This window comes from Antrihabitans stalagmiti (assembly GCF_016482825.1).
GTDB classification, from domain to species: Bacteria; Actinomycetota; Actinomycetes; order Mycobacteriales; family Mycobacteriaceae; genus Antrihabitans; species Antrihabitans stalagmiti.
The window spans coordinates 594,090-619,738 of the sequence record NZ_JAEMNV010000004.1; the positions used below are offsets into that span (position 1 = coordinate 594,090).

Here is a 25,649-nt window from a genome sequence, read left to right on the forward strand (position 1 = left end):
AATCTGGACACGGCGATCTCTCTGTACCCATTGCTCGTCGCCTGGATTTCTTCCCGAGCGCGGCAAGGGCGCGTGGTCTCGGTTTGGTCGCGGCCCGAGGTCACCAGCCGGTTGGGACGCAGGAATCGATGCAGCAATTGTGTTGCAGCGCAGTACTGTTCAGTCGAAGTCGGAGATCGCCGATCGGTATGGCGGTCTTCGTGCGGGGTGAGGTGTGAACGGACTCGGGACTGTGGAAGTATTCGGCAGTTCGCCGAACCGAGTGTGTATATATTGCAAGTAAGCGTCGATGCTGGTCAGGGCTTTGACACGTGAACACGTTCTAGTTACGCTAACCCGAGTTCGGGACGACAGGAGTGAGTCGAGGTGCTGTGTTGAACGACCTCCTTACTGTGCCCTTGCGCGCCGTCGGCGGATTCTTCGAACTTGTTGCCAATACGGCCCGTGCGTCTGTTCGTCGGCCGTTTCAAACTCGCGAATTCATCGACCAGTCCTGGTTCATCGCCAGGGTGTCGATCATTCCGACGATCCTGGTTGCAGTCCCTTTCACCGTGCTCGTCAGCTTCACGATCAACATTCTGCTGCGCGAGATCGGCGCCGCCGACCTCAGTGGCGCCGGCGCTGCCCTCGGCTCGATCACACAGGTCGGACCGATCGTCACCGTGCTGATCGTCGCGGGTGCGGGCGCTACCGCTGTCTGTGCCGACCTCGCCGCCCGCACGATCCGCGAAGAGATCGACGCGATGCGCGTACTCGGCATCGATCCCATTCAGCGCCTCGTTGTGCCGCGAGTGCTTGCGTCGACGTTCGTCGCCCTGCTCCTCAACGGTCTGGTCTGCACGATCGGCATCCTTGGCGGCTTCCTCTTCTCCGTATTTCTGCAGGACGTCAATCCCGGCGCCTTCGTCAACGGGATCACGCTGCTCACCGGGTTCGGCGAACTGATCATTTCTCAAGTCAAGGCGGGACTGTTCGGCATGATCGCCGGGCTGATGGCGTGTTACCTCGGACTCGGCGTCAAAGGTGGACCCAAGAGCGTCGGCGACGCGGTCAACCAGACAGTCGTGTTCGCGTTTATGGCGTTGTTCGTCGTCAACGTTGTCGTCACCGCCGTCGGCATCAAATTGACGGCGGGCTGACATGGCCGTAGTTGTTCTCTCCCAGCGGTTTCCGCGGACGAAGATCCGCGCGAAACGCGCATCGAAATCGTTGGATTCACTCGGCGAACACGCGATCTTCTACGGCAAGGCCATTGCCTACGCACCGATGGCGCTCACCCATTATCGCCGCGAAACGATCCGCCTGATCGCCGAGATCAGCATGGGCAGCGGCGCACTGGCCGTCATCGGCGGCACCGTAGTGATCGTCGGATTCCTGACGCTGTTTGCGGGCGGAACAATTGCGGTGCAGGGCTACAGCTCGCTCGGCAATATCGGCGTCGAAGCTCTGACGGGCTTCTTCGCGGCCTTCATCAACGTCCGAATCGCAGCCCCCGTCATCGCGGGCATCGGCTTGGCAGCCACGATCGGGGCGGGATCCACCGCGCAACTCGGCGCCATGCGGGTCTCCGAGGAGATCGACGCGCTCGAGGTGATGGCCGTGCCGTCGATCCCGTATCTCGTCAGCACCCGGGTGATGGCCGGAATGATTGCGATCATCCCGCTGTATTCACTGGCGGTCATCGCGTCGTTCCTCGCGAGCAGGTTCGCGACTGTCTTCATCTACGGGCAGTCGCCGGGTGTGTACGACCACTACTTCTCGACGTTCCTGATACCGACCGACATTCTGTGGTCGTTCGCGCAAGCCATCGTGATGGCCATTGCCGTGATGATGATCCACACCTACTACGGCTACAACGCATCGGGCGGTCCGGTCGGCGTCGGCGTGGCGGTCGGCAACGCCGTCAGAACGTCGCTGATTGCGGTCGTCACCGTCACCCTGCTCATCTCGCTCGCCATTTACGGTTCCTCCGGCAATTTCAACCTGTCGGGTTAGGTGATGGCGATGCTGGAATCGGGATGGTTCAAGAAGCTTGTCGGGTTCGGCATGGTCGCCGCACTCGCGGTGATCGTCGTCGTCTCCATGGTGATGTTCGCGGGCGGATTCACCGAAACCGTTCCCGTCAAGGTCACCGCACCACGCTCCGGGTTGGTCATGGATCCCGATGCCAAGGTCAAGATGCGCGGCGTCGAAGTCGGTCGGGTCGCCTCGATCGATCTGACCGCCGACGGCTCCGAGCTGACGCTCGACATCAGGCCGGACATGCTGAAGATGATCCCGTCGAATGCGACGGTCGATATCAAATCGACAACTGTGTTCGGCGCGAAGTACGTCAACTTCGTTGTGCCACAGGATCCGTCGTCGACGCCATTGAAGGCGGGCACTACCATCGCCGCGGATTCGGTGACCGTCGAGTTCAACACGCTGTTCCAGCACCTGTCCGATGTGCTGCGCACCCTCGAGCCGGAGAAGCTCAACGCAACCCTCGGCGCGTTGGCGACTGCTCTGCAGGGGCGCGGTGAAAAGGTCGGTGAGCTGCTCGCGCAGACGGATTCGTATCTGAAGAAGATGAATCCGAGTTTGCCTGCGCTGCAACGAGATTTCGCAGCGGCGGCCGAGGTCACCAATCTCTACGCGGACGTTTCGCCCGAACTGCTGAAGACCCTCTCCAACGTCACCGGTACCAGCGACACCATCGTCGCCGAGGAGCGCAACCTGGATTCGTTGCTGCTCAGCGTGATCGGACTGTCGGATACGGCGAACGGGGTGCTGACCGAGAACGAGGCGAGCCTGGTATCCGCGCTCGATCTGCTGCGACCGACCACCGGACTGTTGGAGATGTACGCGCCCGTGCTCAACTGCCTGATCGTCGGAATCAGCGACGCCCTGCCGTTGGCCGAAGCTGTGTTCGGCGGCAATCAAGAAGGCATCGCACTGAATTCGAGCTTCATGTACGGCGTGGACCCCTACGTCTACCCGCGTGATCTCCCCGTGGTGAACGCGACCGGCGGACCGAATTGTTACGGACTGCCGCACCCCGTGCCCGGCGAACACGCGCCCTACGTCGTCCTCGATACGGGCGAGACCCCATACGTGCCAAACAGTCAACTGACGGTCAACGCGCCCAAAGTGTTTCAGATTCTCTTCGGTGGAATGCCGGGGGTGAACTGATGAAAGGTAGGAGAAGGCGCGGCCAGCGGGCGACCACTGTCAAACTCACCATCTTCGCTGTAGTGATGGCACTCATCTTCGCCGGTCTCGCAATCGTTTTCAGCCAGGTCAGGTTCGCGAGTACCAAGGACTATCACGCGACTTTCGTCAACGCGTCGGGTCTCGGGTCGGGTGACAAGGTCCGGATCGCAGGTGTGCCTGTCGGCTCGGTGAGCAGCGTCGAGGTCGGGCGGGACAACCTTGCTCACGTCGAATTCGACGTCGAATCGAAGTACCCGCTGCTGCGCAGCACCAAAGCGACCGTGCGATACGAGAACCTCGTCGGCGATCGTTATCTCGAACTGCTCGACGCGCCGGGATCCGGGGAGGAACTGCCGGAGGGCGCGACGATTCCGAAGGAGCAGACGGCACCCGCTCTCGACCTCGACATGCTGCTCGGTGGTTTCAAACCGCTACTGCGCGCACTGGATCCCGATCAGGTCAACGACCTGACAGCCGCGCTGATTCAGGTGTTCCAGGGTCAGGGGCAGACGCTTGTCGCACTGCTCGGTGGGGCCGGATCGTTCACCAAAACGCTTGCCGACCGCGACGATTTGATCGGCAGCGTGATCACCAACCTCAACGTCGTGTTGAAGACGATCGACGATCGAGGGGACCAATTCTCGACGACGATCGACAAACTGCAGCAGCTCATCAGTGGGCTGGCACAGGATCGTGAACCGATCGGCGACGCCATACCTCGAATCGCAGGTGCAACAGGTGATCTCGCCGAGTTGCTCGAAGCGGCACGACCCGATCTGCAAGCCACTATCGAGCAGACGGGACGCACAGCGAATCAGCTCGACCTAGGTCGCGACGACATTCAGTGGGTGCTCGAACGACTCCCCGACACCTATCGGAAGTTGATCCGGCTCGGCACCTACGGCTCGTTCCTGCAGCTCTACGTGTGCTCGACGAAGCTGAAAGTCACCGGACCCGACGGTAAGGACCTCGTCATCAACCTGCCAGACGGTCAGACGAACGGTAGGTGTGCGCCATCGTGAACGAGCAACCCTCGCGCCTCGTGCAGAGCGGGATCGTCGGCATAGTCGTCGGTCTCGCGATCGTCGTTGCAACGCTGCAGTACGAGAAACTGCCGTTCATCCACTCCGGAATCGCCTACACCGCGAACTTCGCCGATGCCGGCGGTCTGGTCACAGGTGATCAGGTGGAAGTTGCAGGCGTGAACGTCGGCAAGGTGGAGAACATCGAACTCGACGGCACCGCGGTGCTCGTCGAATTCACCGTCTCGGAAGGCATCGAGCTGGGCGATCGGACGACGGCGGCAATCAAGACCAACACCGTGCTCGGCCGAAAATCGTTGTTCGTGACGCCGGACGGTTCCGGTGCGATCGACGCGGACGACACGATTCCGCTCGACCGGACGACGTCGCCGTACTCGCTCAACGACGCCCTCGGCGATCTCAGCAACACGATTCGCGATCTCGACACCGATCAGCTCAACACCACACTCGACACCCTCACCGCGGCGTTCAAGGACACCCCGGCGCCGCTGCGCGAAGCGCTCGACGGTGTCACGCGGCTTTCGCAGAGCATCAACGCGCGCGACGAGAGCCTGCGCGAACTGCTCACCAAGGCGAAGGGCGTCACACAGGTACTCGCCGACCGTGGCGAGCAGGTCAACGCGTTGCTCGTCGACGGCAATCAACTGCTCGGCGAGCTCGACTTGCGTCGCACTGCGATCAGCGAACTGATCACCAACATTTCGGCCGTCTCGCAACAGCTGTCGGGCCTGGTCGCGGACAACGAAGCGCAGATGAAGCCGACTCTCGACAAGCTGAATTCGGTTCTCGCATTGCTGCAGCAGAACAAGGACAACCTCGCGCAAGCACTCGAGGGGCTCGGTCCCTATGCGCTCGCGCTCGGTGAGCAGGTCGGCAGCGGTCCGTACTTCCAGGCCTACGTGTCCAACTTCGGATCGGGCGAAGTGATTCGCACGATGGTCGACGCGTTGGTGTGGCCGCAACATCTGCCCGACGACCTGCGCGCGTACTTCGATCCGTTGCCGTCCATCGAGCTGAGGGATCCGAACCGATGACCACGACAGCTACGCGACCCAATCGCAAGTGGCTCATCGCCACTGCTGCGGCATTGGTACTTGCCCTCGTTGCCGTCGTCGCCTACGTCTACCTGACCCGCGTGAGCAAGACCAGGATCGTTGCGTACTTCCCGTCCACGACGGGCCTGTACGCGGGTGACGATGTACGAGTTCTCGGCGTGAACGTCGGAAAGATCGACTCGATCGAGCCGGGCGCCGACTCCGCGAAGGTGACGATGTCGGTCGACTCTGCCGTCGAGATACCGGCCGACGCTCGTGCCGTCATCATAGCGGCGTCGCTGGTTTCGGCCAGGTTCGTCCAGCTGACGCCCGTGTACGACGGTGGTCCGGCCATGGCGGACGACGGGGTCATACCGCTGGATCGCGTTGCCGTACCGGTCGAATGGGACGACATCAAAGCCGAACTGACCAAACTGTCCACAGCTTTGGGCCCGGTAGAAAACGACGAACAGGGCTCGTTCGGCCGCTTCGTGAACACAGCGGCGGACAACTTGGACGGCAACGGCCAGAAGTTGCGGGAGACGCTGCACGAGTTGTCGGACACGATCAGGATCCTGTCGGACGGCCGGACCGACCTCTTCGCCACCGTTCGCAATCTGCAGGCGTTCGTATCCGCGCTGTCCAACAGCAATGTGGAGATCGTGCAGTTCGGCAATCGGCTCGCCTCGGTGTCCGACGTGCTTGCGTCGAGTTCGGATGCACTCGGAACTGCCTTGAGCGATCTCGATGTGGCACTCGGTGATGTGCAGCGGTTCGTCACCGACAACCGGGAATCGCTGAGCGAGAGCGTCGGCAGGCTCGCGGATGCAACGGCGGTGCTTGCCGAGAAGCGTCCCGAACTCGAGCAGGTCCTTCATGTCGGCCCGACGGCGCTGGCGAACTTCTATCAGATCTACAAGCCTGCGCAGGGAACACTCACCGGCGCAATCGCTTTGGGCAACTTCGCCAACCCGATCAACTTCATCTGTGGTTCCATCCAGAGCCTCGAAGCCAACGAGTCGCAGCGGAGCGCCGACCTCTGTGCGCAGCTGCTTGCGCCGGTGATGAATACGTTGGCGCTGAATTACCCACCGCTGCTGCTGAATCCGGCGTCCGGCGTGCACGCGTTCCCGAACCAGATCGAATACAGCCCGCCGTCGCTCGAAGCGGAGATTCCCAAGCGCGGACCACCCGTCGGTCCCGTGACCGCGCCCGCGCCGCTCGACCTCGGTTCGCTGCTACTGCCCGGCGGTGGCCGGTGAAGCGTCGTCAGCGGTTGCTCATTGCCACGGTGGCCGCCACCGTGGGTATCGGAGCGTCCGGATGCGGCTGGGAAAGTTTGAATTCGCTGCCGCTGCCCGGCGCCGAAGGAACCGGCGAGGGGTCGTACCAGGTCCGCATCCAGATGCCGAACGTCACGACGCTGTCGCCTAATTCGCCTGTGCGAGTTGACGACGTGACGGTCGGGTCCGTGCAGGACATCACGGTCGAAGGTTGGCACGCGCTGGTGACGGTGTCGATCAATCCCGGTGTCGAACTGCCCGCCAACGCCGTCGCGAAGATCGGGCAGACCAGCCTGCTCGGCTCCAACCATCTCGAACTCGCGCCCCCCACGGACGTGCGGCCCGAAGGCGTTCTGAAAGGCGGCGACGTCATACCGCTCGATCGAGCAGGGGCGTATCCGACGACGGAGCAGACGCTGTCGTCGCTGTCGGTCGTCCTCAACGGCGGCGGATTGGCCCAGCTGCAGGACATCACACGCGAACTGAACATTGCGCTGGACGGACGCGAGGGAGCGGTGCACGATCTGCTCCCACAGATCACCGAGTTGGTGACGAAGCTCGATGCGCAAAAGGGCGAGATCGTTGCCGCGTTGTCAGGTCTCGACCGGGTGGCCGTCACCTTTGCGCAGGAGAAGGACACTCTCGCCGCAGCACTCGAACAGATTCACCCCGCGTTGCAGGTTCTCGTCGAACAGCGACCGAACCTCACGAATGCTCTCGTCGCGCTCGGCGTATTGAGCGACACTGCAACACGGTTGATCGACAGCAGCGGGGAAGATCTCAGGGCGAATCTCAAAAGTCTTGCACCAGTGCTCAAATCGCTTGCCGACACCGGTGACGACCTTACGAATGTGCTCAGCCTGCTCATCACGTTCCCGTTCCCGATGAAAACCATGGATCACGCGATCAAGGGCGACTACGCGAACCTCATGATGATGCTCGACCTCACCGGACCGCGCCTCGACGCGAACTTCCTCACCGGCACACCTCTCGGTGGCTCGCTCGGTGGACCCGAGGGAGTCTTGGGTACGAGCGCGGGAACCGCAGCGCAACAGGGTGATCCATATGCGGATCCGCTCCGACCGATGCCACCCGCAGGTCCTGCGGCGGCGCCGACGATCCCTGGTCTCCCACCGATACCCGGGTTGCCCGCGATCCCGGGTATCACGGTTCCGTTGCCGGGGGTGCCGACACCATGATGCTTTCGAAATTCGTTCGCGTGCAATTGATCATCTTCTCGATACTGACCGTGATCGGCGTCGTCGCCATGGCGACGATCTACGTCAAGGCGCCCGCCATGCTCGGCATCGGACGCTACAAGATCACCGTGCAGCTCGAGTCGACCGGCGGTCTGTACTCGCACGCCAACGTGTCCTACCGAGGCACGAATGTCGGTGAGGTAGAAGCTGTTCGGCTGACACCAACCGGTGTCGACGCGGAACTGTCGATCGGCAGCGACTACAAGATCCCCGCAGATTCGCGTGCCGTCGTCAAAAGCGTCTCGGCGGTCGGCGAGCAGTACGTCGACCTGATTCCCAATTCCGACGAGGGACCCGACTTCCGCGACGGCGACACGGTTGCGGTCAGCAATACCGCCCTCCCGCAGGACGTCGGTCCGATGCTCGATCAGATGGACCGACTGCTTCGCGGTATCGCCGATACTCGCCTGGCGACTGTCGTCGACGAGGCGTTCAAGGCGTTCAACGGCGCAGGACCGGACCTGCAGAAGTTCCTCGACTCCGCGTACCTCTTCATCCAGGAAGCGGACGCCAATTCGGAACAGACGAAAACCCTGATCGATCAGGTCGGTCCGCTGCTCGACACCCAGGTCGACACGAGCGACGCGATCCGCAGCTGGACCCAGGATCTGATGACGTTCACCGATCAACTGCGTGCGAGTGATCCCGTTCTTCGATCGGTGATCGAACGTGGCCCCGGCGCCGCGAACGAGGCGAACCAACTGTTCCAGGACCTGCGGCCGACGCTGCCGATCTTCCTCGCCAACCTGGTGAGCGTTGGTGAGGTGAGCGCGATCTATCACTCGGGCATCGAGCAGATCCTCGTGGTTTATCCGCCGCTCATCGCCGCGCTCTACACAGCGGTGACCAGCGGGCCGCTCGACGAAGGCGCGTTGGTGGACTTCCATCTGGAACTCAACGATCCACCGGCTTGCACGACCGGCTTTCTACCGCCGGATCAGCGCCGCGCTTTCACCGACTACAGCGTGCCGCCGACGCCGCCCGGATTGTTCTGCAAGGTAGCCCCGGAAGGTCCGGAGGCAGTCCGTGGTGCGCGCAACACCCCGTGTATGGAAGTTCCAGGCAAGCGCGCGCCGAGTCCCGAAATATGCCGCAGCGACCAGGAATACGTCCCGCTCGGCACCAACCCGGCGCTCGGACCACCGCAACCTATCGAAGGCTTTACGCCGAGCAGTTACGAGCCGGGCGCCGCCGCCCCCGGCGCGACCGCGCGGCCGTACGATCCGCAAAACGGAATCTTCATCGGTCCGGACGGCCAGACCTACCGAGAACCCGGCCTCGCGCAGGATAGTGGAGAGAAGCCATCGACCGGATGGCAAACAGTGATGACCGAGCAATTGGGATTATGAGTAGCGACAACGAGCAGGACGCAGAGAACAAGCCGGACGAGGCAGTAGGCGCGACCCCCCGCGGTCGCCGTCGGTCGAGTCGGCCGGCGGGCCCGCCGCCCGGTGAAGCCCACGCGACGGTGGTGAGGAAGCCGACAACGAGCAAGCCCGTCGAACTGAGCAAACCCGTTGCTGCAAAAGCTGATTCGGGTGCGAAAAGTACCCCGGCACCTGTCGTCGCCACCCCCGCCGAGGCCGAGTCGAAGCAGCCGCGGGCGAAGCGGAGCGTGCGCAGCATGGTGTTGGCGGGCGCCGCCGCACTCGTGATCGTCGCACTCGTCGTTGCGACGGTCGTACTCGCGATCGCCAAACGCAACGACGATTCGCGGGACGCGCGTCGCGGCGAGTTCGTCAGCACGGCACGGCAAGTTGTTCTGAACATGACGAGTTTCAAGAAGGACTCGGCGAGCGACGACGTCAAGAAGCTCCTCGATCAGTCCAGCGGTGAGTTCATGCAGGACTTCGGAAGCAAGTCCGATCCGCTGGCCGACATCGTCCAACGGCTACAGATCGACGCGACGGGCGACATCATCGAATCCGCGCTCGAGAGTGACGACGGCGACACAGCTACCGTGCTGGTCGTTGCAGGCATGCAATTCACCAACGCGGGGACAACCGAACTGCAGAACCGCACGTTCCGGCTTCGTGTGACTGTGACCGACGCAGACGGCCGAATGACAGCATCGAAAGTGGAGTTCGTCCCATGACCGGCAATGGTGCACAACGGAATTACGTCAGGATCGCGGTCGCGTCCGTTGCAGGTATTGCGATCATTGCCCTGATTGCGGCAGTCGGATTGCTCTTCATGGATCACCGAGAAGACGAGCAGGTCGAGCAGACCAGAGCCGACGCGACAACGGCGGCACGGGAACTGGTCGTGCAGATGTTCGCCTACGACAGCGACACGGCCGACGCCAAGTTGCACGAGGCTCTCAACAGGTTGACGGGCGATTTCAAGGAGCAGTACAAGACCGTCATCGAGACCGCGATCATCCCGGCGGTCGAAGGTAAGCAGGTCAACGTCTCGGCAACGGTCGAGGCCGCGGGTGTGACGTCAGCGGGCGAAGACGACGCTGTCGTACTCGTCTACCTCAATCAGCTCACGACAGGCCCGGAGTTTCCGAACAACCCGATCACAGCGAGCCGCCTCCGGGTCAGCCTCGACCGCTCCGACGGCGAGTGGCTGATCTCGGGACTGGAAAAGATCTAACGCTCGTCCTCCGACATCAGCGCCGAGCCGCCGACTTCGCCGTTGCCGAGCGCGCTGAGGAACGACTTGGCCCAGCGGTCGACGTCGTGTGTCAGAACCTGGCGGCGTAGCGCTCGCATGAGGCGTCGCCGTGTCTCGCGATCCTGGTCGATCGCGGACATCATCGCGTCCTTCACGCTGTCCAGATCGTGTGGATTGCACAGGTACGCCTGGCGCAATTCGGCTGCGGCACCAGTGAACTCGCTGAGGACGAGGGCGCCGTCGAGATCGCTGTGACACGCGACGTACTCCTTGGCAACCAGGTTCATACCGTCGCGCAGCGGTGTCACCAGCATGACGTCGGCGGCGACGAAGAAGGCGATCAGTTCGTCGCGGGGGACCGGCCGATGCAGGTAGTGCACGACGGGATGGCCGACTCTGGCGTACTCGCCGTTGATCCTGCCGACCTGCTGCTCGATGTCACCACGCATCTTGACGTAGCTGTCGACACGTTCACGGCTGGGCGTCGCCAGCTGGACGAGCGCAGTCTCCTCAGGATCGACACGTTTCTCGTCGAGCAATTCGCGCAGGGCGTTGAGTCGAACGTCGATGCCCTTCGTGTAGTCGAGTCGGTCCACGCCGAGCATGATGTGCTTCGGGCTGCCGAGATCTTTGCGAATCTGCTTGGCGCGGTCGCGAATCGACTTGCTCTTCGATGCCTCGTCGAGTTGTCCGGAATCGATCGAAATCGGGAATGCGCCCACGCGAACCGTGCGGAAACCTACTTGTACGACACCGAGTTTCGAGCGCACACCGATGCTGCCGCGCGACGTCGATTGTCCCGCAAGGCGTCTCGCCAGATACAGGAAGTTCTGCGCGCCGCCCGGCAGATGGAAGCCGATCAGGTCTGCGCCGAGGAGACCTTCGACGATCTCGGTCCGCCACGGCAGCTGCATAAATAGCTCGACCGGTGGGAACGGAATGTGCAGGAAGAAGCCGATGGTGAGGTCGGGGCGCAGCATCCGCAGCATCTTCGGCACCAGTTGCAACTGGTAGTCCTGGATCCAGACAGTTGCACGGTCGGCTGCGACCTTGGCGGTCGCCTCGGCAAATCGGCGATTGACCTCGACGTACGCGCTCCACCACTTGCGGTCGTACTCGGGTTTGACGATGACATCGTGGTAAAGCGGCCACAGGGTGGCGTTCGAGAAGCCCTCGTAGTAGTCGGAGACCTCTTGCGCGCTCAACGGCACGGAATGCAGTTCGACGCCGTCCTCGATGAGCGGTTCTGGCTCGACATCGGGAACACCCGGCCACCCGACCCACGCACCCTGCGTTCCCCGGAGGATGGGCTCGAGTGCGGTGACAAGTCCACCGGGACTACGTTTCCACCGCGTACTGCCGTCAGGAAGGGTTTCGAGATCTACCGGAAGTCGGTTCGCGACAACGACAAAATCCGACCCTGTCACGTTTCTCCCGTTGCTATGCGCTCTTTGTAGACGCTGTTGTACGCGCCGGTGTTCGAGACCATGTTCCCTCGAGTGTGCGCGTTATGTCGGCTATTCCCGTTACGAGCGGTGCCCAACCATGCCCTGGTCGCCGGCCGTAAGGGTTGCTCGACTATTCGGTGCGACCGCTGGCGACGATTCCGAGCATCGACAGCAGCATGCGGCATTCGTCGGCGTCGGCTGCGTACGCCGCGACGACACGCTGTGCCTGACGCGCGGTCTCGTCGGCGACGGGCTCGAGATCTTCTTCGGCGATTTCGGTTGCAGTTTTGGTGGCCATCGTGGCTCCTCCCGGATAGCGGCCCGATCAGGGGCCGCAGCTTCTTTGCAGACGACTCTAGGAGAACTGGTTGCCTCGACGCCACTTGCTGCGCACTTGCATTACCGTTGCCTGCGGACTGCGCTCGCGTGCGTCCAAGATCTTTCAGGAGGGTGAGTCGATGCCGACGGCGTCTGTGAACGGTATTTCGCTGAACTATCAGGTCAAGGGGACCGGGCAACTGGTCGTCCTCATCATGGGGACCGGAAGCCCTGGCCGCGTGTGGGGCCTGCATCAGGTGCCCGCGCTGGTCAGTGCCGGCTATCGCGTCTGCACGTTCGACAACCGTGGCATTGCTCCCTCGACCGAGAGCGCCAACGGCATGCAGATCAGCGACCTCGTTGCCGACACCGCAGGCCTCATCACGCACTTGAACGAGGGGCCCGCGTTTGTCGCAGGCACCTCGATGGGTGCACGCGTCGCGCAGGAACTTGCGCTCGCGCGGCCGGAACTGGTTCGCAAAGCGGTCTTCATGGCCGGCCACGGCAGGCTGGACCAGTTTCAGAAGACGCTTTCGCTCGGTGAGCACGAACTCGATGCGAGCGGCGTGACACTGCCCGCGAAGTACGAAGCTGCGCTGACCGCCGTGATGAACCTCTCACCGGCAACGCTGGCGGATCCGCGGTCGGCGGCCGACTGGCTCGACCTTTTCGAGTTCACCGGCGGTGCTGTGTCGCCGGGTATTCGGGCGCAACGAAAGATGGACCACGACTTCAACCGGGTCGAGGCGTACCGAGCTATCCGAGTGCCATGTCTGTCCATCGGCTTCGCCGACGATCGGATGATTCCGCCCTACCTGTCGCGTGAAGTCGCCGACGTCATCCCCGGTGGCGTCTACACCGAGATTCCGGACGCAGGGCATTTCGGCTACCTCGAGCAACCGGATGCTGTGAACAAAGCTCTGATCGACTACTTCGCGAGCTGAGAGCGTTACTTCTGTACGGTCTTTCCCTGCAGGAAGGTCGTCACGTCGTCGACGTAGCGCTTGTTGGTGAAGGTTCCGATGTGCCCGGCCTTCGGGTAGATGATCAGTTCGGCGCCAGGGATGCCCTCGGCGGTCGCGCGGAAAAGCTCGGTCGAATACGCGAGATCGCGATCGCCGCCGATGACAAGGGTCGGCATCGAGATGTCGCCGAGGCGGTCTCCGACGTCGAACGAATCCTCGGCCTGCGCGAAATGCAGCATGTCCTGCGGATCTTCCGGGCGCAGGAACGGATCGGTCAGCCACAACACCGGCACCAGCAGAGCCTGCTCGAGCTTCGAGTCGACGGTGACGGGCGCCTGCAGATGCGCGCCGCGCTTACCCGCTGCGACGGCTTCGGTGTAATCGCGCTGCACCGCACGCGTTTTCTCACTGAGCGTGTATGCAGAGCCCGCGATCACAAGTTTGCGGACGACGTCGGGGTGGTCGACGGCAAGTTGCAGAGCAAGCGACCCACCCGATGACATGCCGAGCACGAACACGGCTTCGCCGAACTGCTTGCGGATGGCGTCGGCGTGGTCGTTGGCGATGTCGGCCATCGTCGTTCCCGCAGGCATATGCGGTGCACGATTGACGGCGTAGACACGGAACGATCTCCCAAGGTCTTCGAGGGCCTTCAGCTCGCTACGGCGTTCCAGCCCCGTCGGATTGGCATGGTCCGGTGTGAACCAGCGCAACACCACCAGGGCCTCGCCGGCTCCGAATGCGTAGTACGGAAGATCGTGTTCGAGCGTTCCTTCGACAATGTCCAACGGGTCAGCTCCTCGCTCGGTGATGTACTGCAGATCGGCAGGTCGTCGCGGTGATCAGGGCATCCTTGCTAGGGTCGTCCGTGCGGGGTGAAAGACTCGAACAACACAGCGTTTGCAACCAATGAGGTGAGATGAGCACCAATCCTTTCGATGACGAAGACGGCCGGTTCTACGTTCTGGTGAACGATGAGGACCAGCATTCCATTTGGCCGACCTTCGCAGAGGTTCCCGCTGGTTGGCGGGTTGTCTTCGGTGAGGAAAGCCGTCCGGCGTGCGTCGAGTACGTCGAGCAGAACTGGACCGACATGCGTCCGAAGAGCCTTCGCGAAGCGATGGCTGCCGACGAAGCGGCACGCGCGAAGAACGCCTGAGAGTCACGTCGAATTGCGACGCCGTCGACCTCGGTCGGCGGCGGCGTGAATCGGTTCTAGGAGTCGACCAGATCGGCTTCGCTGAGATCAGTCGCCGCGAGAGCCGTTTCGAGGTCGCCGTGTCGGAACACCGACACGACACGATCGCGCGAGACGTGAAACGCGGTCGCGACCGTCGAGGTGTTTCCAGGATCCGACGCCCAAGCCGCAGTCTGCTCGACGACGACGATGCCGTCGTGGGCATACATGCGTTGTGGTTCCAAGGTGATCCCTGCAGTGGTTGCCCAGTCCCGCAAGGCATTCAACCCCTGCGTAGCGCCCCTCGGGCCGCCGATTTCGATGTCGTCACTCGACAAATCCAGAAGTGTTTCCACGTCCGAAGAGTTGAGTGCGTCATGCCACGCCAAGACCGTCGCGATCTCCGATGTGCTCACACTTGAAACCTACGTGTTCGGTCGCATCCGTGCTGCCGGTATGATTGCAACGCTTCCCCGCCTCCTTAGCTCAGCGGTAGAGCACTCGCCTTGTAAGCGAGCGGTCAACGGTTCAATCCCGTTAGGAGGCTCCACTTCTGCATCCTGGCGTGACCGGGGTGCGACGTTTCCGCGACGAAGACCGCGAACGGGCCACCAGTGCCACATTTCGCGCCGAAACTGGACACTGACAGCCCGTTCGATGGAATCACGCCGGCGCGCGAGTCGGACCAGATCCAAAGTTTGCTGAGTATTTACTGTGTCGTCCATCTCGAGTACCTTCCGTAAAGTGCTTCGCTTGGGTAATGATTAACGCATCGGCCTCTTCGGTCGTACCAACCCAGTGAAAGGTGCTCCCTGATGGTCAGTATTTCTGCAGGTGAGCAGTCGGCCACCTGGAATGTTCCGCATTTCCATCCGCGTCCGCTCCGTGCTGCCGCTCTTGCAACCCTCGGCCGACGCGGCTATCGCACGATCGCAACTGTCACGCCCTACGTGACGGTCGTCGCAACGATTGCGACAGGATTGCTTGTTGCTGCCGGGCCGATGGCCGCTGTGTAATCCGCGATACAGGTAGCCGACTACTCGTGTCCTCGTCCGCAGCCGTACCTACTTTGGAATGACACACACGCTGCGGGTTGGCAGGAGGTCGAGATGATCGCCCGTTCGAAGTTTTCCGAAGCAGACGAGCGGCTGGTCAGCAACGACGTCGAGCTCGCAGAACTGCGTCGCAGTATCGAACGTGCGAACGCCGACACCCGCATGATGACCCGACTACTGGTGCGAATCCTGCGGCCTTCCGCCCGAGACTGAACCGGCTCTCGGATTCCAGACACCTAGGGTGGGTATTTGCCACCCGAGGGTGGCTACTTTCCTGTGCGTCCTACCTCGACACTTGTCTGGCCGATCCAAAATGTGGCTGGTATTTGCAGGTAGGGGTAGTAGTGGGCGTACTCGCCGTACTCGGGCCGGTCGTGGCGATCGTCGTCGTCGCGGGACTTGTGTTCGCAGTTCGCAATGCACTGGAGCGACAACGAAACTCGGTCACGGACACGTGGTCTCAGGTCGGCGTGGCATTGCGTCGCCGGTACGGAATCGTGCCGGGTCTCGTTCGGGCGGTAGACGGGTGCGACGAAGACCGGACGCGACTTCTCGACGTGGTCGAGGCAGCCCGTGCAAGTGCCGACGCCCCGAGCGGACCCGGCGTGCAGGCCGAGATCGAAGAACGGCTGACGCTCGCCCTTCGCCACGTGATCGCGGTCGCGGAAGAAAGCCCGCAAGCCCGATCGGATCGACGTTTCGCCGAGTTGCAGACCGAACTGATCGCAACCGAAAATCGGATCGCGTATTCACGCCAGACCTTCAACAGCGCGGCCCAGGCATACAACCGTTCTATAGCGTCCACGCCGAAGAATCTGCTGGCACAGGCCTTCGGCTTCACCCGGGTCGAGCTGTTCGAGGTGCCCGATCGAGCCACGCCGAGAGCCGGGCAGCCCGAAGAGCTACATTCGTGAACCATGAGCGACATCACGATCGAAACCCCAGCCGGCCCGATCGACGGCGTACTCGAAATCCCGAAGGGCGCCGGACCGTGGCCGGGGGTCGTCGTCGTTCACGACATGGCGACCTACGGCAGTGACATCAAAGAGATCGCCCGCCGGATTGCCGACGCGGGTTTTCTTGCCATCGCTCCGAACCTCTACTCACGCGGCGGAGTAGTCCGGTGTGTAAAGCAGGTGATGTCGGACCTCTACGCCCACAAAGGCCGAGCGATCGACGACCTGCAGGCGGCGAAAGACCATCTGATCGCAAGGGAGGACTGCACGGGATCGGTCGGCATCGCCGGGTTCTGCATGGGGGGCGGCTTCGCACTTGTGATGGCATCGCAGGGATTCGACGCTTCCGCGCCGTTCTATCCGTCCCTCGCCCAGAGCTACGAGAAGGTGTTCGAAGGCGCCTGCCCTGTTGTTGCGAGTCTCGGCAGCCGTGACGTCGTGAACATCGGGGCCGGTCCCAAGATGGAAAAAGCGTTGCAGCGCAGAAACATTCCACACGATGTCAAGGTGTATCAGGGCGCGGGGCACAGTTTCGCAAACAAATACCCGGCCGCTCCGCTACTGCGCATCGTCGGCTTCGGTTACGACGACGCGGCGACCGAAGACGCGTGGCGCCGAGTTTTCGCATTCTTCGGTACCCATCTCACTGCGGATCAGACCTGATCGTCGACCGCAGGGCGCCTACGCCAGCGTCCGGGTAGCCGCGCGGCGAGATCGGTGAGCGAGCCAACCGCCGACCCGAGCCGGTTCGTCGTGTCCTGCAGCAGGTCGATGCTTCGGCCGAGTTGGTCCAGATTCGGTGCCAACGACGACAGCGCAGAGGAAACTGTCGCAAGCTGATCGAGCGCACCGCCAGGGGTCACCAGCCGCTCGATAGCGCTCTCCTCAGCGACGAGAGTGTCGAGCAAGCCGCCCTCTTCGAGGAGCCGCTCGGCAATGCCGCCCTTGGCGGTCACCCGTTCCAATGGACCGTCTGGTGCAACGAGTCGGTCGATGAGCCCACCCGGCTCGAGCGCCCGATCGAGAATCCCGCCGGGTTCGAACAATCGCTCGACTGCACCGCCCTCTGCGAGCAATCTGTCGAGCGGGCCGTCGCGGACGGTCAACCGGTCGGCGACGCCACCCCGTTGCAGAAAGCGATCGACCGGTCCGCCCGGGCGCAGGGTCTGGCCGAGTGCTCGGTCGTCTTCCAGGAGCGACGCCATCCGGCCTGCGAATTCGAGCTGATCGGCGACCGCGGGCTTACCGAACGGTGTGGCCAGCGCCGACCGCGCGACGCCGATCGATCCCTCGGCAACCACCAACGCCGAGTCTGCCGCTGCGAGCGTCACTTTCACCGGGAAAAGCACGAACGAACCGACATCCACGCCCCAACCCTATGGGCGCCTCGGTCGATCTGCTCGGTCCGACGACCTGCATGTGAAAAGTCCCACCCGCCGCGCGACGGCATTCACAGGGAATTCGCAGGAATCACCCAGGTCGGGCAAAGCGATGGGGGTAAAGCTTTATGGGTGACCCTTTCGACTCCAACACCGAAGAACGCCGAGGCGCGTGTGCTGGTCGTCGACGACGAACCGATGATCGTCGAGTTGCTGTCGGTGAGCTTGCGCTTCCAGGGCTTCGAGGTGTCGTCGGCGGCGAACGGTGCCGAGGGGCTCGACAAGGCACGGTCGTTTCGGCCCGACGCGATGATCCTCGACGTGATGATGCCGGGGATGGACGGTTTCGGGCTGCTCCGCAGACTGCACGCCGACGGTATCGATGCTCCCGTCCTGTTCCTGACTGCGCGAGACGAACTCGACGACAAGATAACGGGACTCACGCTCGGTGCCGACGACTACGTCACCAAGCCGTTCAGCCTCGAAGAAGTGGTCGCCAGGCTTCGAGTCATTCTGCGCAGAGCAGGCAAGGGCGCCGGGGAGGTGCGGTCGTCACGACTGACGTTCGCCGACATCGAACTGGACGACGACACCCACGAGGTGTGGAAAGACGGTGAGCCGGTTGCGCTCTCGCCGACCGAATTCACCTTGCTGCGGTACTTCATGGTCAACGCCGGAACGGTGCTGAGCAAGCCGCGGATTCTGGATCACGTGTGGCGCTACGACTTCGGTGGCGAGGTCGGCGTCGTCGAGTCCTACGTCTCCTATCTGCGACGCAAGGTCGACACCGGCGATCGGCGGCTGATCCACACGCTCCGCGGTGTGGGTTATGTGATGCGCGAACCACGGTGAGACGACTTGCCGGCATCCCGCTGCGCGTCACGCTGGTTGCCGCGCTGGTTGTCATGGCTGCGCTCGGGCTCGTTGCATCGGGAATCGCCGTGACGTCGGCAATCGAGAACTCGCTGCTGCATCGGACCGATCAGCAACTGCGTGAAGCAGCCGACGGTTGGGCGAAGCCACGCATGATTCGAGCGTCCCCACCGGGTCCGCCCGGTATGCCAAGTCCAGGCCGGCCGCCGAGCCTGTTCTACGTACGGTTGCAGACCGCGGATCAGCGGGTGTTGACGATCAACGACGGCCCGGTCGAACCCGCGTTGCCGGGTTCACCGACCCGAGTTCCGGTGACTGTCGGGTCCGTCGGCGACTCGTCGGTCCAGTGGCGAGTTCTCAGCACCACGTCGCCGGAGGGGACAACCACCGTCGCGATCAAACTGGACGAAAATCAGGAGACCGTCGACCGGCTGATCGGGCTACAAGTAGGCATCGGCGCCGCGGTGTTGCTCCTGCTGGGGGTCGGCGCCTACTTCGTCATCCGGCGTAGTCTGCGTCCGCTCGTCGCTGTCGAGGGCACCGCCGCGGCCATCGCGGCAGGCGACCTGCATCGTCGAGTGCCCGTGCAGGGCAACAACACCGAGGTGGATCGGCTGTCGGTTGCGCTGAACGGAATGCTGTCGCAGATTCAACACGCGTTTGCCGTCTCGGCCGCGTCCGAAGCTGCGGCGAAGCGCTCCGAGGAGAAGATGCGCAGATTCGTAGCCGACGCGAGTCACGAATTGCGGACGCCGCTGACGACGATTCGCGGTTTCGCCGAACTGTTCCGTCAGGGCGCCGCCACCGACACAAAAATGTTGATGAATCGAATCGAGAGCGAATCCGCACGTATGGGTCTCCTCGTCGAGGATCTGCTGCTGCTCGCTCGTCTCGACGCGCAGCGCCCACTCGAGCGCAAGCCGGTCGACCTGCTGGCGTTGGCAAGTGACGCCGTCCACGATGCCAGGGCGGTCGCTCCGGAACGCACTATCGATCTGGTGGTACTCGACGGACCCGGGACGCCGGAAACCATCGGCGACTCGGCACGGCTACGGCAGGTGTTGTCGAACCTGGTGGGCAACGCGCTCACCCACACCCCGCCGGAAGCGACCGTCACCGTGCGGGTGACGACGACCGAGAACGACGCGATCCTGCAGGTCGCCGACACCGGACGTGGTCTGCCCGATTCCGATGTCGACAAGGTTTTCGAGCGGTTCTATCGAACCGACTCGTCCCGAACCCGCGGTAGTGGCGGCACCGGCCTCGGTCTGTCGATCGTGGCCGCGCTGGTGGCGGCACACGGCGGCACTGTGCAGGTCGACAGTGTCGCGGGCAAAGGCGCGACTTTCACCGTCGCGCTGCCGCGTCAATCCGGGACGTTCCCGCCGTAGCCCAGGTCGCGAAGGGCCGCTTTGATGGTCGCCGCTGCCTCGTCGAGCGATTCGCCCGACGCTTCGGTGTCGGCACTCGAGATGTCGAAGTTGCCCATGTCGAATGCCGGGAAGACGTGCAGATGCAGGTGCGGTACTTCGAGACCGGCAATGAGGAGACCGGCGCGGGGAGCATCCCAGCCTTTGCGAACCGCCTGCCCGATCGTCTGGGCGATGGTCGTCAGCTGCGCGAATTCGGCGGGGGAGACGTCCTGCCACTGGTCGATCTCTTTGCGTGGCACCACAAGCGTGTGGCCGGGAGTGACCGGGGCAATCGTGAGGAATGCGACGACGTCGTCGTCTTCCCAGACGAATCGTCCAGGTATGTCGCCGGCGATGATCATGGAAAAAACGGAAGGCATGGGTTCGACCCTAGCGCTGCCAGGTAACTCACAGCCTCGACCCAGGATCGGCGAAGCTTGCAGCACAAGAGTTCACCTCATGACCGAACCACTGACGCGGCCCGAGCGAGCTTCGACCCGCACGATCGGCGCCCCTATGCTCGACATCGTTGTGCCTGTGTACAACGAGGAGGCCGACCTCGAGCGGTGTGTGCGAAGGCTGCATCGGTATCTGAAGAGCGAAGTGCCGTACACGGCCCGCATCACCATTGCCGACAATGCGAGCACCGACGAGACGCTGTCCGTCGCCTATCGTGTCGCGTTGGAGTTGGACGGGGTCCGGGTGGTGCATCTGGATGCGAAAGGACGCGGTCGCGCCCTGCGGTCGGTGTGGACCGCATCGGACGCCGAGGTCGTCGCGTACATGGACGTCGACCTCTCGACCGACCTGAATGCGCTGATGCCGCTGGTTGCGCCGTTGGTATCCGGACATTCGGATGTTGCGATCGGATCGCGGCTGAACAGGTCGGCGCGCGTCGTCCGCGGACCGAAGCGCGAGTTCATATCCCGCGGGTACAACCTCGTTCTTCGTGCGTCGTTGCACGCGAAGTTCTCCGATGCGCAGTGCGGCTTCAAGGCGATGCGGAGAACCGTTGCGCAGCAGTTGCTTCCGCTGGTCGAAGATGGCGAGTGGTTCTTCGACACCGAACTGCTCGTGCTTGCCGAACGTATCGGTCTGCGGATCCACGAGGTGCCTGTCGATTGGGTCGACGATCCGGATTCGCGCGTCGACATCACCGACACCATCCGCAAGGATCTGCTCGGCGTCGCTCGGTTGAGTCGGGCGCTGTTCGTTGGAACGCTTCCGGTGAACGAACTGCGCCGCAGCCTCGGTCGTGAGCCGCTGGTGCAGGGCGTGCCGAGAGGGATGGTCGGGCAGCTCGTGCGATTCGGAATCGTCGGTGTGGCAAGCACTCTCGCCTACGCGCTGCTGTACCTCCTGCTGCATCCTGCCATGGGTGCTCAGGCTGCCAATTTCACCGCATTGCTCGTGACCGCGATCGGAAACACGGCAGCCAACCGCGCGTTCACGTTCGGCGTCCGCGGGTCGGGCGGCGCAGCCAAGCAGCAGATGCAGGGCCTCGTCGTCTTCTGTCTCGCGCTCGCCCTGACGAGTGGCTCGCTGTTCGTGCTGCACCAATGGGTCCCTGCTGCAAGCAGACACGTGGACTTGGCCGTGTTGGTAGCGGCAAATCTGGCCGCGACCGTGGTGCGGTTCGTCGGGCTGCGGTGGGTGTTCCGCACGGGCGTCGAGCAGGTTCGATGACGACGAGCGTTGCATCTTCGCCGACGAATGTTGGAAAGCGCTGGGAGCGTTGGGCGCTCGCTGCACTGCTGTTGGCCACCCTGATCGCCTACGTATGGGGACTCGGCGCTGCAGGCTGGGCGAACTCCTTCTATTCCGCTGCGGCGCAAGCAGGCTCGGTGTCGTGGAAAGCATTTCTGTTCGGTTCGTCGGATGCGGCGAACTCGATCACCGTCGACAAACCGCCTGCGTCGCTGTGGTTGATGGCGTTGTCGATCCGCATCTTCGGGTTGAGTAGCTGGTCGATCCTGGTGCCGCAGGCCCTTCTCGGCGTCGCCTCGGTCGCGCTGTTGTGGGCGACCGTGCGCAAGTATTTCGGCGCTGCGGCAGGCCTGCTTGCCGGGTTGGTACTTGCCGTGACGCCGGTTGCCGTGCTGATGTTCCGCTTCAACAATCCCGATGCGCTGCTGGTGTTCCTGATGATCGCAGCGGTGTGGGCATTGCTGCGTGGGGTCGAAGACGGCAGGATGCGGTGGCTCGTTGCGACGGGAGTGTTGGTCGGCCTCGGCTTTTTGACGAAGCAGTTGGCGGTGATGTTGGTGGTACCGCCACTTGCGTTGACGTACTTGCTCGCAGGGCCACCGAGGCTCGGTAAGCGGATCGTTCAATTGCTCGCTGCAGGTGCGGCTTTGGTCGCAACAGCCGGATCGTGGTTGCTGCTCGTCGAACTGTGGCCCGCCTCGTCGCGGCCGTGGATCGGTGGCTCGCAGAACAATTCGATCGTCGAGCTGACGCTCGGCTACAACGGTCTCGGCCGGATCGACGGCAACGAGCGCGGCAGCGTCGGCGGCGGCCCGGTCGGCGGCCAGTTCGCCGAAGAATTCGCCGAACACGGTGGCGGCAAGATGTGGGGATCGTCCGGGTTGACTCGGATGTTCGATCCCGCTCAGGGTGGACAGATCGCCTGGTTGCTCCCCGCCGCCCTACTGCTACTAGTCGTGGGAATTGCACTGCGGGGCAGAGCAGCTCGGATGGATCCGCAGCGCGCGTCGTTCATCGTCTGGGGTGGCTGGCTTGTGGTGACGGGTGGTGTCTTCAGCTATATGGCAGGAATCTTCCACTCGTACTACACGGTTGCGCTTGCACCTGCGGTTGCCGCCCTGGTCGGGTCGGGAGCGGTGGTTGCCTGGCGAAGTCATGAAAAGATCTGGGTACGAACAGCTCTCGGAATCGTGGTCGTGGCTACGGCGGTCACGGCCTGGATCTTGCTCGGCCGTACCGAGGACTTCGTGCCGTGGCTGCGTTGGGCGATTGCCGCCACTGCGATTGTTGCGACCGTCGCGCTGCTGGTACCGATCGCGCTGTCACGACGTTTTGCGGTCGTAGGCGTGGTCGCAGCGTTGTTCGTCGCGCTTGCGGGTCCGGCAGCGTATGCGGCGGAGACGATATCGCGGCCGAGGGTGGGTTCGCTGGTATCCGCGGGCCCGACACCGAGTGGGGGCGACATGTTCGGTGGCCGCCATCGTGGTCAGGGGCAGGGCGACGCGGGGCAACTCGGCGGCGGGATACCCGAATGGCTGGCCAATGCTGTCGAGGCGATGGGAGGCGGTCCTGGCGGTGGTCTGTTGAAGGGCAGCACGCCCGGCCCCGAGGTGGTCGAACTGCTTGAACGCGGAGCGGAGTCCTACACCTGGATGGCAGCGACCATCGGTGCCAACAGTGCCGCGGGATATCAACTGGCAACGGGCTTTCCCGTCATGCCGATCGGTGGTTTCAACGGGACGGATCCTTCGCCGACCTTGCAGCAGTTCGAGCGGGACGTGACCGACGGGAAAGTGCACTACTTCATCGCGAGCGGCATGGAGAGAATGCGTGGGTCGGGGTCCGGCGGATCGGCGCTGATCTCGGACTGGGTCGAGTCGAACTTCGCCTCGGCACAGGTGGACGGCGTGACCGTCTACGACCTGACCAAGCCCAAAGCGGGCAGCTGACGATCCGAGCGTTTCGACGCACCGGGTGCGCGCAGATTAGGCTGACTGATCGTGCGCGTACTCGTCATCGGCTCCGGAGCTCGTGAACATGCCTTGGCACTTGCCCTCGGGCGCGACCCTGGTGTGTCCGAGGTCCACTGTGCACCCGGCAACGCTGGTATCGCGTCTGCTGCGACCCTGCATCAGGTGAACGCGTCGTCCGCGGAGGACGTGGTTGCGCTGGCAACGAAGATCGCTGCGGACCTCGTCGTCATCGGTCCCGAGGTTCCCCTCGTGCTCGGCGTTGCGGATGCCGTCCGTGCTGCTGGTATTGCAACCTTCGGACCATCGGCAGCGGCCGCTCGTATCGAAGGGTCGAAGGCCTTTGCCAAGGACGTGATGGCCGCGGCCGGCGTGCGGACCGCCCTCAGCGAGATCGTCGACACCCCGGCGGAGCTCGACGCTGCCCTCGACCGGTTCGGGCCGACGTGGGTCGTGAAGGACGACGGCCTCGCCGCTGGCAAGGGTGTCGTCGTCACCGCCGACCGCCGCGCCGCACGGGATCACGCCGCCGAACTCCTCGAGCGTGGGCATCCAGTACTGCTCGAATCGTTTCTGTCCGGCCCCGAGGTGTCGCTGTTCTGCCTGGTCGACGGGGAGACCGTCGTCCCGCTGCTACCCGCGCAAGACCACAAACGCGTCGGCGACGGCGATACCGGGCCCAACACCGGCGGTATGGGCGCCTACACACCCTTGCCGTGGTTGCCCGCAGCGATGGTCACTCGCATCGTCGACGAGGTCGCCCGTCCGGTCGCCTCGGAAATGGTGCGGCGCGGCTGCCCGTTCTCCGGGCTGCTCTACGCGGGTCTTGCGATCGATTCCGAAGGCCCGACGGTGATCGAATTCAATTGCCGTTTCGGCGATCCGGAAACGCAGGCCGTGCTGGCACTGCTGGAAAGTCCGCTCGGTGAGTTGCTGAAGGCGACAGCGACGGGAACGTTGGAGGCTGTCGGTCCGCTCCAGTGGCGTGCCGGCGCCGCAGTGACGGTTGTGCTTGCGGCGGAGAACTACCCGGGGCGCCCACGCTCCGGCGACGTGATCACCGGCGCCGACGGCGACGAGGTGCTGCATGCAGGCACTGCCAAGCGGGACGACGGTGCGTTGATTTCGTCGGGTGGCCGGGTGCTCAGTGTTGTCGGTGTCGGGACCGACCTTGCAGGCGCGCGCGCGGATGCTTACGAGACGTTGGCAGCCATCAAGCTGGCGGGCGGGCATTTTCGCACCGACATCGGCTTGGCTGCCGTCGAGGGTCGCATCAGCATCTGATCCGTGGCGTGGGTGGTCCATTCACGCCGTCCAGCGAGGTCAGGGTGCCCCTGACGCCGTACCTGCTAGCCGACCCGCATGCCGTGCAAGGCCAACCAGCGCTGCGGGTCGACGTGTTGGCCTTCCATGATCACTTCGAAGTGCAGGTGCGGCCCGGTCGAATCGCCGCGGTTGCCCATACGCGCGATCTGCATTCCGGCGGGCACCCGCTCGCCGACGGAGACGAAGAAGTCGTACAGGTGGCCGTAGACGGTGACGGCACCGTCGTCGTGGCGAATGCGCACCCACAGCCCGAATCCGGCTGCCGGACCTGCGTCGATGACGGTTCCGTTGGAGACCGAGTAGATCGGTGTGCCGATCGGTCCGGCGATGTCTATGCCTGCGTGCATGGCGCCCCAGCGCGCGCCGAATCCCGATGTGAACACCCCACGCGCAGGCAGTGTGTAGCCGCCGACGCCGGGTAGTACCGAACCGGTTCCGCCCGAACCGGACATCCACGGCTGGTATTCGCCTGCAACCGCAGCAGCTGCTTCACGCTTGGCTCGTTCGAGCGTTGCCGCCGCTGCGATCGCAACTACCTTCTGCTCGCGGATCCGTTCGCCCTTCGCGATCTGCTTCAGATACGACAGGTCGGAGCCCGGTGTGGATAGCAATTCGATGTCGTGATCGAGGTCG

At 63.3% G+C, this 25,649-nt stretch carries 27 protein-coding genes, 1 tRNA gene and 1 pseudogene; 22 read left to right on the top strand and 7 right to left on the bottom strand.

Annotated features, from left to right (window positions below):
* Positions 1 to 374 precede the first annotated feature (374 nt).
* Genes JGU71_RS15750 through JGU71_RS15795 form a run of 10 tightly spaced genes read left to right on the top strand, consistent with a single transcriptional unit; the run spans position 375 to position 10,409 of the window.
* Complete coding sequence (locus JGU71_RS15750) at positions 375 to 1,139, top strand: MlaE family ABC transporter permease (protein ID WP_199705136.1); 765 nt, start codon at positions 375 to 377, stop codon at positions 1,137 to 1,139.
* Position 1,140: 1 nt separating this feature from the next.
* Positions 1,141 to 1,995, top strand: coding sequence for an MlaE family ABC transporter permease (locus JGU71_RS15755; protein ID WP_199705137.1), 855 nt, complete (start codon positions 1,141 to 1,143; stop codon positions 1,993 to 1,995).
* Between the two features lie 9 nt (positions 1,996 to 2,004).
* Entirely contained in the window at positions 2,005 to 3,171 is a 1,167-nt protein-coding gene (locus JGU71_RS15760) for an MCE family protein (protein WP_199705138.1), read from the top strand.
* Entirely contained in the window at positions 3,171 to 4,214 is a 1,044-nt protein-coding gene (locus tag JGU71_RS15765) for an MCE family protein (protein ID WP_199705139.1), read from the top strand. The genes JGU71_RS15760 and JGU71_RS15765 overlap by 1 nt, the downstream gene beginning before the upstream one ends.
* Entirely contained in the window at positions 4,211 to 5,269 is a 1,059-nt protein-coding gene (locus JGU71_RS15770) for an MCE family protein (RefSeq protein ID WP_199705140.1), read from the top strand. Before JGU71_RS15765 ends, JGU71_RS15770 begins: the two co-directional genes overlap by 4 nt.
* Complete coding sequence (locus JGU71_RS15775) at positions 5,266 to 6,531, top strand: MCE family protein (RefSeq protein WP_199705141.1); 1,266 nt, start codon at positions 5,266 to 5,268, stop codon at positions 6,529 to 6,531. The genes JGU71_RS15770 and JGU71_RS15775 overlap by 4 nt, the downstream gene beginning before the upstream one ends.
* Positions 6,528 to 7,751 carry an MCE family protein gene (locus JGU71_RS15780; RefSeq protein ID WP_199705142.1) on the top strand — a complete coding sequence of 408 codons (1,224 nt, stop codon included), beginning with the start codon at positions 6,528 to 6,530 and terminating at the stop codon, positions 7,749 to 7,751. Before JGU71_RS15775 ends, JGU71_RS15780 begins: the two co-directional genes overlap by 4 nt.
* Positions 7,748 to 9,160, top strand: a complete 1,413-nt coding sequence (locus tag JGU71_RS15785; protein WP_199705143.1) for an MCE family protein — start codon at positions 7,748 to 7,750, stop codon at positions 9,158 to 9,160. The genes JGU71_RS15780 and JGU71_RS15785 overlap by 4 nt, the downstream gene beginning before the upstream one ends.
* Positions 9,157 to 9,906: an Rv1363c family protein gene (locus JGU71_RS15790; RefSeq protein WP_199705144.1), complete on the top strand. Its 750-nt coding sequence runs from the start codon at positions 9,157 to 9,159 to the stop codon at positions 9,904 to 9,906. Before JGU71_RS15785 ends, JGU71_RS15790 begins: the two co-directional genes overlap by 4 nt.
* A complete protein-coding gene (locus JGU71_RS15795; RefSeq protein ID WP_199705145.1) occupies positions 9,903 to 10,409 on the top strand; it encodes an Rv1363c family protein in 507 nt (168 codons plus the stop codon). The genes JGU71_RS15790 and JGU71_RS15795 overlap by 4 nt, the downstream gene beginning before the upstream one ends.
* Here the strand turns inward: JGU71_RS15795 and JGU71_RS15800 are convergent.
* Both JGU71_RS15800 and JGU71_RS15805 read right to left on the bottom strand, forming a co-directional pair.
* A complete protein-coding gene (locus tag JGU71_RS15800; protein ID WP_199705146.1) occupies positions 10,406 to 11,857 on the bottom strand; it encodes an alpha,alpha-trehalose-phosphate synthase (UDP-forming) in 1,452 nt (483 codons plus the stop codon). The two genes, JGU71_RS15795 and JGU71_RS15800, sit on opposite strands and share 4 nt — an antisense overlap.
* Positions 11,858 to 12,008: 151 nt before the next feature.
* Entirely contained in the window at positions 12,009 to 12,176 is a 168-nt protein-coding gene (locus JGU71_RS15805; protein WP_199705147.1) for a hypothetical protein, read from the bottom strand.
* A gap of 160 nt (positions 12,177 to 12,336) precedes the next feature.
* Here JGU71_RS15805 and JGU71_RS15810 point away from each other — a divergent pair, with 160 nt between their 5' ends.
* On the top strand, positions 12,337 to 13,140 hold the full coding sequence (locus tag JGU71_RS15810; RefSeq protein ID WP_199705148.1) for an alpha/beta fold hydrolase: 804 nt from the start codon (positions 12,337 to 12,339) through the stop codon (positions 13,138 to 13,140).
* A gap of 5 nt (positions 13,141 to 13,145) precedes the next feature.
* Here JGU71_RS15810 and JGU71_RS15815 read toward each other — a convergent pair whose 3' ends face one another.
* Entirely contained in the window at positions 13,146 to 13,949 is an 804-nt protein-coding gene (locus JGU71_RS15815; RefSeq protein WP_233529226.1) for an alpha/beta fold hydrolase, read from the bottom strand.
* Positions 13,950 to 14,080: 131 nt separating this feature from the next.
* On the opposite strand from JGU71_RS15815, the gene JGU71_RS15820 reads away from it, so the two are divergent.
* Positions 14,081 to 14,320 (top strand): MbtH family protein, encoded by a 240-nt coding sequence (locus JGU71_RS15820; RefSeq protein ID WP_199705149.1) that lies wholly within the window; start codon positions 14,081 to 14,083, stop codon positions 14,318 to 14,320.
* A gap of 56 nt (positions 14,321 to 14,376) precedes the next feature.
* Here the strand turns inward: JGU71_RS15820 and JGU71_RS15825 are convergent, their stop codons facing one another.
* Positions 14,377 to 14,754, bottom strand: coding sequence for a nuclear transport factor 2 family protein (locus JGU71_RS15825; protein ID WP_199705150.1), 378 nt, complete (start codon positions 14,752 to 14,754; stop codon positions 14,377 to 14,379).
* Between the two features lie 59 nt (positions 14,755 to 14,813).
* On the opposite strand from JGU71_RS15825, the gene JGU71_RS15830 reads away from it, so the two are divergent.
* The 5 genes from JGU71_RS15830 (at position 14,814) to JGU71_RS15850 (ending at position 17,012) form a co-directional block, all read left to right on the top strand.
* Positions 14,814 to 14,888: transfer RNA gene (locus JGU71_RS15830), tRNA-Thr, on the top strand.
* Positions 14,889 to 15,153: 265 nt separating this feature from the next.
* Positions 15,154 to 15,354 (top strand): hypothetical protein, encoded by a 201-nt coding sequence (locus JGU71_RS15835; RefSeq protein WP_199705151.1) that lies wholly within the window; start codon positions 15,154 to 15,156, stop codon positions 15,352 to 15,354.
* Positions 15,355 to 15,447: 93 nt separating this feature from the next.
* Positions 15,448 to 15,606, top strand: coding sequence for a hypothetical protein (locus JGU71_RS15840; RefSeq protein ID WP_199705152.1), 159 nt, complete (start codon positions 15,448 to 15,450; stop codon positions 15,604 to 15,606).
* Positions 15,607 to 15,737: 131 nt separating this feature from the next.
* Positions 15,738 to 16,307: a LemA family protein gene (locus tag JGU71_RS15845; protein WP_199705153.1), complete on the top strand. Its 570-nt coding sequence runs from the start codon at positions 15,738 to 15,740 to the stop codon at positions 16,305 to 16,307.
* A gap of 3 nt (positions 16,308 to 16,310) precedes the next feature.
* Positions 16,311 to 17,012, top strand: coding sequence for a dienelactone hydrolase family protein (locus JGU71_RS15850; RefSeq protein ID WP_199705154.1), 702 nt, complete (start codon positions 16,311 to 16,313; stop codon positions 17,010 to 17,012).
* On the opposite strand, the gene JGU71_RS15855 is transcribed toward JGU71_RS15850, so the two are convergent.
* Complete coding sequence (locus JGU71_RS15855; RefSeq protein ID WP_199705155.1) at positions 17,003 to 17,716, bottom strand: ABC transporter; 714 nt, start codon at positions 17,714 to 17,716, stop codon at positions 17,003 to 17,005. The two genes, JGU71_RS15850 and JGU71_RS15855, sit on opposite strands and share 10 nt — an antisense overlap.
* A gap of 144 nt (positions 17,717 to 17,860) precedes the next feature.
* Between JGU71_RS15855 and JGU71_RS15860 the strand changes: the two genes are divergently transcribed.
* Entirely contained in the window at positions 17,861 to 18,580 is a 720-nt protein-coding gene (locus tag JGU71_RS15860; RefSeq protein ID WP_307829670.1) for a response regulator transcription factor, read from the top strand.
* Between the two features lie 53 nt (positions 18,581 to 18,633).
* The gene (locus JGU71_RS15865; protein WP_199705331.1) at positions 18,634 to 19,992 is read left to right on the top strand and encodes a sensor histidine kinase; all 1,359 of its coding nucleotides are present in this window, start codon (positions 18,634 to 18,636) and stop codon (positions 19,990 to 19,992) included.
* Here the strand turns inward: JGU71_RS15865 and JGU71_RS15870 are convergent.
* On the bottom strand, positions 19,968 to 20,393 hold the full coding sequence (locus JGU71_RS15870) for an HIT family protein (RefSeq protein WP_199705156.1): 426 nt from the start codon (positions 20,391 to 20,393) through the stop codon (positions 19,968 to 19,970). The two genes, JGU71_RS15865 and JGU71_RS15870, sit on opposite strands and share 25 nt — an antisense overlap.
* A gap of 79 nt (positions 20,394 to 20,472) precedes the next feature.
* Between JGU71_RS15870 and JGU71_RS15875 the strand changes: the two genes are divergently transcribed.
* The 3 genes from JGU71_RS15875 to purD are packed head-to-tail and all read left to right on the top strand — an operon-like array spanning position 20,473 to position 24,974.
* Positions 20,473 to 21,699: a bifunctional glycosyltransferase family 2/GtrA family protein gene (locus JGU71_RS15875; protein ID WP_233529227.1), complete on the top strand. Its 1,227-nt coding sequence runs from the start codon at positions 20,473 to 20,475 to the stop codon at positions 21,697 to 21,699.
* Positions 21,696 to 23,669 (top strand): glycosyltransferase family 39 protein, encoded by a 1,974-nt coding sequence (locus JGU71_RS15880; protein WP_199705157.1) that lies wholly within the window; start codon positions 21,696 to 21,698, stop codon positions 23,667 to 23,669. The genes JGU71_RS15875 and JGU71_RS15880 overlap by 4 nt, the downstream gene beginning before the upstream one ends.
* A gap of 51 nt (positions 23,670 to 23,720) precedes the next feature.
* The gene (purD, locus tag JGU71_RS15885) at positions 23,721 to 24,974 is read left to right on the top strand and encodes a phosphoribosylamine--glycine ligase (RefSeq protein ID WP_199705158.1); all 1,254 of its coding nucleotides are present in this window, start codon (positions 23,721 to 23,723) and stop codon (positions 24,972 to 24,974) included.
* Between the two features lie 65 nt (positions 24,975 to 25,039).
* Here the strand turns inward: purD and JGU71_RS30695 are convergent.
* Positions 25,040 to 25,420 (bottom strand): annotated as a pseudogene (locus tag JGU71_RS30695) (M23 family metallopeptidase); the annotation flags it as partial.
* Between the last annotated feature and the right edge of the window lie 229 nt (positions 25,421 to 25,649).